Origin of the sequence: Halomonas sp. (assembly GCF_031581305.1) — a bacterium.
Lineage (GTDB): Bacteria > Pseudomonadota > Gammaproteobacteria > Pseudomonadales > Halomonadaceae > Halomonas.
The window spans coordinates 1-6,005 of sequence record NZ_JAVLBC010000191.1 but is presented as its reverse complement, the minus strand read 5'-3'; the positions used below and the strand labels follow the sequence as shown (position 1 = coordinate 6,005).

The 6,005-nt window shown below is 64.2% G+C and carries 6 protein-coding genes; 3 read left to right on the top strand and 3 right to left on the bottom strand.

What is annotated here, in order from left to right:
* From RI841_RS13600 to icd, 3 genes are all read right to left on the bottom strand, one after another.
* The coding region (locus tag RI841_RS13600; protein ID WP_310706170.1) for an AAA family ATPase at window positions 1-1,659 on the bottom strand (1,659 nt) is incomplete at its 3' end.
* Between the two features lie 137 nt (window positions 1,660-1,796).
* Window positions 1,797-2,126 carry an ATP-dependent Clp protease adapter ClpS gene (clpS, locus tag RI841_RS13595; RefSeq protein ID WP_310706169.1) on the bottom strand — a complete coding sequence of 110 codons (330 nt, stop codon included), beginning with the start codon at window positions 2,124-2,126 and terminating at the stop codon, window positions 1,797-1,799.
* Window positions 2,127-2,356: 230 nt separating this feature from the next.
* Window positions 2,357-3,613 (bottom strand): NADP-dependent isocitrate dehydrogenase, encoded by a 1,257-nt coding sequence (gene icd, locus RI841_RS13590; RefSeq protein WP_310706168.1) that lies wholly within the window; start codon window positions 3,611-3,613, stop codon window positions 2,357-2,359.
* A 118-nt stretch (window positions 3,614-3,731) separates the two neighbouring features.
* On the opposite strand from icd, the gene RI841_RS13585 reads away from it, so the two are divergent.
* From RI841_RS13585 to mnmA, 3 genes are all read left to right on the top strand, one after another.
* Window positions 3,732-4,346 (top strand): pseudouridine synthase, encoded by a 615-nt coding sequence (locus RI841_RS13585; protein ID WP_310706167.1) that lies wholly within the window; start codon window positions 3,732-3,734, stop codon window positions 4,344-4,346.
* A complete protein-coding gene (locus RI841_RS13580) occupies window positions 4,343-4,792 on the top strand; it encodes an NUDIX hydrolase (RefSeq protein ID WP_310706166.1) in 450 nt (149 codons plus the stop codon). Before RI841_RS13585 ends, RI841_RS13580 begins: the two co-directional genes overlap by 4 nt.
* Before the next feature lie 128 nt (window positions 4,793-4,920).
* A partial coding sequence (mnmA, locus tag RI841_RS13575) for a tRNA 2-thiouridine(34) synthase MnmA (RefSeq protein ID WP_310706165.1) occupies window positions 4,921-6,005 on the top strand: 1,085 nt, incomplete at its 3' end.

Genomic DNA, 6,005 nt, shown 5'->3' with positions numbered 1-6,005 from the left:
CAGACCCCCCTGGTCGTAGCCGACATAGCCGGGGGGCGCACCGATCAGCCGCGATACGGTGTGTCGCTCCATGTACTCGGACATGTCGAAGCGCACCAGCTCGATGCCCATGATATGCGACAGCTGCCGGGCCACCTCGGTCTTGCCTACCCCGGTCGGGCCGGCAAACAGGAAACTCCCTACTGGCTTGTCCGGCGACTTGAGTCCCGCTCGCGACAGCTTGATCGCCGCGGCGAGACTATCGATGGCTTCATCCTGGCCGAAGACCAGCATCTTCAGGTCGCGATCGATATTGGCCAGCAGCTTGCGGTCGGAACTGGAGACACTCTTCGGTGGAATCCGCGCGATGGAGGCCACCACTGCCTCGACCTGGTCGACGTCGATGGTGTCCACGCGAACCTCCGGGGGCAGCAGTCGCTGGTGGGCACCCGCCTCGTCGATCACGTCGATCGCCTTGTCGGGCAGATGGCGATCATTGATGTAGCGATCCGACAGCCGCGCGGCGCTCTCAAGAGCCGCATCGGTATACTTCAGCTGGTGGTGCTCCTCGAAGCGCGAGCGCAGCCCCTTGAGGATGCGGGTGGTGTCCTCCACCGAGGGCGCCATGATGTCGACCTTCTGGAAACGGCGCGCCAGGGCACGGTCCTTCTCGAAGATGCCGCGGTACTCCTGGAAGGTGGTGGAGCCGATGCAGCGCAGCTCTCCCGAAGAGAGCAGTGGCTTGAGCAGATTGGACGCATCCATCACCCCGCCGGAAGCGGCACCGGCACCGATCACGGTGTGAATCTCGTCGATGAACAGGATGGCGTTGGGCTGCTTGCGCAGTTCGGCCAGCAGGTTCTTGAGGCGCTTCTCGAAATCGCCGCGATACTTGGTGCCGGCCAGCAGGGCGCCCATGTCCAGGGAGTAGACCACCGCATCACTGATGACGTCGGGCACGTCCTCCTCGACGACACGCTTGGCCAATCCCTCGGCGATGGCGGTCTTGCCGACGCCGGCCTCGCCAACCAGCAGGGGGTTGTTCTTGCGCCGGCGAGCCAGGATCTGCACTACCCGCTCGAGTTCGTGGTCGCGACCGATCAGTGGATCGATCTTGCCCAGCCGCGCCTGCTCATTGAGGTTGGAGGCATAGCTGGTAAGCGGGTTGGAGCCGGTCTCGGCACCGCCCTCTTCGGCCTCTTCGGCCTCGGGTGAGGGCGATGACTGGCTCTGGCCATGACCGGCCACCTTGGAGATGCCGTGGGCGATGTAGTTGACGGCATCGACCCGCGCCACGTTCTGCTGCTTGAGGAAGTAGACCGCCTGGCTCTCCTGCTCGGAGAAGATCGCCACCAGCACGTTGGCGCCGGTGACCTCACTCTTGCCCGAAGACTGGACATGGAAGACGGCACGCTGGAGCACACGCTGGAAGCCCAGAGTCGGCTGGGTCTCTCGATCCGTCTGATCCTCGGGAATCAGCGGCGTGGTGGAATTGATGAAATCCTGCAGGTCGGACCGCAGCTTGTCGAGGTTGGCCCCGCAGGCACGCAGCACATCCGCCGCCGAGGCGTTGTCGAGCAGCGCCAGCAGCAGGTGTTCCACGGTCATGAACTCGTGGCGCTTGGAGCGGGCCACGGTGAAGGCCGTGTTCAGGGTCAGTTCAAGTTCTTTACTCAGCATGGCAGTCCCCTTCTCGCCGCTCAGGGCTTTGCGTCGGATCATTCATGGTCCGGCATCATCAACATCGGGTACAAACGGCGCCGTTGCAAGTCTCCCTTCAACGCAGGACCGTCGCTGTCCCTCTTCGACCATGCCGCTCAGTCCGCTGCCTCGATATCGCACAGCAGCGGATGCTGACACTCTCTTGCATATTGATTGACCTGATGGCTTTTGGTTTCCGCGATATCGCGAGTAAAGACACCACAGGTGGCCTTGCCCCGGGTGTGCACGGTCAGCATCACCTGCACCGCGGACTCGCTGTCCATATGAAAAAAGGTCTGCAACACCTCCACCACGAACTCCATGGGAGTGAAGTCATCGTTGTGCAGCACTACCTTGTAGAGGGGAGGGCGCGCCACTTCCGGGTCGGCATGCTGCACCGACAGGTCGCCATCGTCCTCCTCCTCGGGGCCGGGAGGCCGAGTCATGCCCCCTAACGTGGACGCCATCACCACTTGCCGCGCCACCTCATCGTCTCTACTGAACATAAGAGCCACTATCCATCTCGACAAGCCGGACGCCGCCTATCATCTCAACCGTAATTGGACGCCACCGCGCCGGCAGAGTTCACCGCCTGGGTTCGATACCAGGACACCTCAACGCAAAGGGCCCCCATCCGCCGAGTGGCGGACGGGGGCCCCGGGTCCAGCGTCGCGACTTACATGTTATCGGCGACGGCCTGACCGAACTCGGAGCACTTGAGAAGCTTGGCATCGTCCATCTGTCGATGGAAGTCGTAGGTGACTTCGCCCTTGGAAATGGCCTTCTCCATGCCCTTGAGCACCAGGTCGGCGGCCTCGACCCAGCCCATATGGCGCAGCATCATCTCGGCAGAGAGGATCAGCGAGCCCGGGTTGACCTTGTCCTGGCCGGCGTACTTCGGCGCGGTGCCGTGGGTGGCCTCGAACATGGCCACGGCGTCGGAAAGGTTGGCGCCCGGCGCAATGCCGATACCGCCCACTTCGGCCGCCAGGGCATCGGAGATGTAGTCACCGTTGAGGTTCAGGGTGGCAATGACGTCGTACTCGGCCGGACGCAGCAGGATCTGCTGCAGCATGGCGTCGGCGATGACGTCCTTGATGACGATCTCCTTCCCGTTGTTGGGGTTCTTCATCGTCATCCACGGGCCGCCGTCGAGCAGCTCGGCACCGAACTCTTCCTTGGCGAGCTCGTAACCCCAATCCTTGAAGGAGCCTTCGGTGAACTTCATGATGTTGCCCTTGTGCACCAGGGTCAGCGACTCGCGGTCGTTGTCGATGGTGTACTGCAGGGCCTGGCGCACCAGACGCTTGGTGCCCTCGACGGAGACCGGCTTGACGCCGATGCCGCAGTTTTCGGGGAAGCGGATGTTCTGAACACCCATCTCCTCGCGCAGGAACTTGATGACCTTGTCGGCCTCCGGGGTTCCGGCCTTCCACTCGATGCCGGCGTAGATGTCCTCGGAGTTCTCGCGGAAGATGACCATGTCCACGTCGGCCGGCTTCTTGACCGGGCTCGGCACACCTTCGAACCAGCGAACCGGACGCTGGCAGACATAGAGGTCAAGCTTCTGGCGCAGGGCAACATTGAGGGAGCGGATACCACCGCCCACTGGCGTGGTCAGCGGCCCCTTGATGGAGACGACATAGTCCTTGACAGCCTCCAGGGTCTCTTCAGGCAGCCAGGTGTCGGCGTCATAGACCTGGGTGGCCTTCTCACCGGCGTAGACTTCCATCCAGTGGATCTTGCGCTCGCCGTTATAGGCCTTCTTCACGGCAGAATCGATGGCGATCATCATGGCCGGCGTCACGTCGATACCGATACCGTCACCTTCGATATACGGGATGACCGGCTCATTCGGCACGTTCAGGCTGTTATCGGCATTGATGGTGATTTTCTGGCCGCCCTCGGGCAGGACGATTTTCTGAAACCCCATTGAGAACTCCCCTGTCTGGTCTGTTCAGTGGAGCGCGGAGTATAGCATTCACCCGCCGGAACGGAGTAGGCTTGAGGTCAGATTTGTCGACAATCCATGGTAGCAAGACCTTGGTCGAATGAGCACCCTCTACCTGTTACACAAGCCCTATCGCATGCTCTCCCAGTTCACCGACCGGAAGGCCCCGGACGGGAAATGCCGTGCGACCCTGGCCGATAGCATCGACGTACCCGGCATCTACCCGGCGGGTCGACTCGACCATGACTCCGAGGGGCTGCTGCTGCTCAGCGACGACGGTGAGCTGATCCACCGCATCAGCGACCCCCGCCACAAGCAGCCCAAGACGTACCGCGTCCAGGTGGAAGGAGAGCCGAGCGATGCCGCCCTGCAGGCCCTTCGCGAGGGGGTGGAGCTCAAGGACGGCAGGACGCGCCCGGCGAAGGTGCGTCGGCTGGTGTCGAGCGATCTGCCCGAGCGCGACCCACCCCTGGACCCACGGCGCCATCCGGTCACCGCCTGGCTGGAACTAACCATTACCGAGGGGCGCAACCGCCAGATCCGCCGCATGACGGCCCACGTCGGCCACCCCACCCTGCGCCTGGTACGGGTGGCCATCGGTCCCTGGCGCCTGGATGGCCTGGCCCCGGGCGAGTGGCGCCGCGAGACCCTTCATGCCCCACGCAGACCGTCGACAGGCGCTCGCCGGGGCCGACCAAAAGGAGGCCGCCGATGAGCCGCTGGCAGCCCTATATCAGCGTGGCCACCGTGGTGGAGCGAGCCGGGCGCTTCCTGATGGTGGAGGAGGACCGTGGCGGGCCCGAGAGCCTCTTCAACCAGCCCGCCGGTCATCTGGAACCCGGCGAACGCATCCAGGAGGCCGCCCTGCGCGAGCTGCGCGAGGAGACCGCCTGGCAAGTGGGCATCACCGACTACCTGGGCATGTACGTCTATCACACGCCGGATGGCCTCACCTTCCACAGTCATGGTTTCTTCGGCATGGCGCTGGCCCATCTAGGCAATGAGCTGGACCCGGCCATCCTCGCCGTGCACTGGCTGACCCTCGACGAGCTCGAGGCGCTGGACCGAGAAGGCCGCCTGCGCAGCCCGCTGGTGCTGCGGCGCGTCCGCGACGCCCTGGCGAGCCGTTTCTATCCCATGGATGTGATACACGAACGCTAGGAGCGGCTGCGGGCTGCGAGCATCGGGCCATGAGCGAGCTCGAAGCTCGAAGCTCGAAGCTCGAAGCTCGAAGGCAGTATCGTGTATAATCCCTGCCCATTTGAGCCATACCCGATTCGAGAGCGCCCATGACCGCCACCACAGGCAAGGTGATCGTCGGCATGTCCGGCGGCGTCGACTCCTCCGTGTCCGCCCTGCTGTTGCTGGAGCAGGGCTTCGACGTCGAAGGCCTGTTCATGAAGAACTGGGACGAGGATGACGGCACGGAGTACTGCACTGCCAAGGCCGACCTGGCCGACGCCGAGGCCGTGTGCGAGAAGCTCGGCATCAAGCTGCATACCGCCAACTTCGCCGCCGAGTACTGGGACAACGTCTTCGAGCACTTTTTGGCCGAGTACCAGGCGGGCCGCACGCCCAATCCGGACATCCTCTGCAACCGCGAGATCAAGTTCAAGGTGTTCCTCGAGTATGCCGAGATGCTCGGCGCCGAGAAGATCGCCACCGGCCACTATGTTCGCGGTGGGATACGCGATGGCCGCCCGCGGCTGCTCAAGGGGCTCGATCCCAACAAGGACCAGAGCTACTTCCTGCACGCTGTGCCCGAGGCCGCCATCGCCCGCACCCTCTTCCCGGTGGGCGAGTTGGAGAAGCCCGAGGTGCGCGCCATCGCCGAGCGCCATGACCTGGTCACCGCGCGCAAGAAGGACTCGACGGGGATCTGCTTCATCGGCGAGCGCCGCTTCCGCGACTTCCTCAAGCAGTACCTGCCCGCCCAGCCCGGCATGATCGAGACCCCCGAGGGCGAGGTGATCGGCGAGCACATGGGGCTGATGTACTACACCCTGGGACAGCGCCAGGGTCTGGGCATTGGCGGGCTCGCCCACCACCCGGACGCCCCCTGGTACGTCGCCGCCAAGGACCTCGAGCGCAACGTGCTCGTCGCCGTGCAGGGCAAGCATCACCCGCTGCTCTATACCGACTCGCTGGCCACCGAGCCCATGGACTGGGTGGCCGGCACGCCACCGGCCGCCGAAGGCCGCTACACCGCCAAGACCCGCTACCGGCAGGCCGACGTGCCCTGCCGGATGCGCGTCACCGCCGACGGCGGGGTGGAGGTGCGTTTCGATGACTCCCAGCGCGCCGTCACTCCCGGTCAGTCGCTGGTCCTCTACGATGGCGAGATCTGCCTCGGCGGCGGGGTGATCCGCGAGAC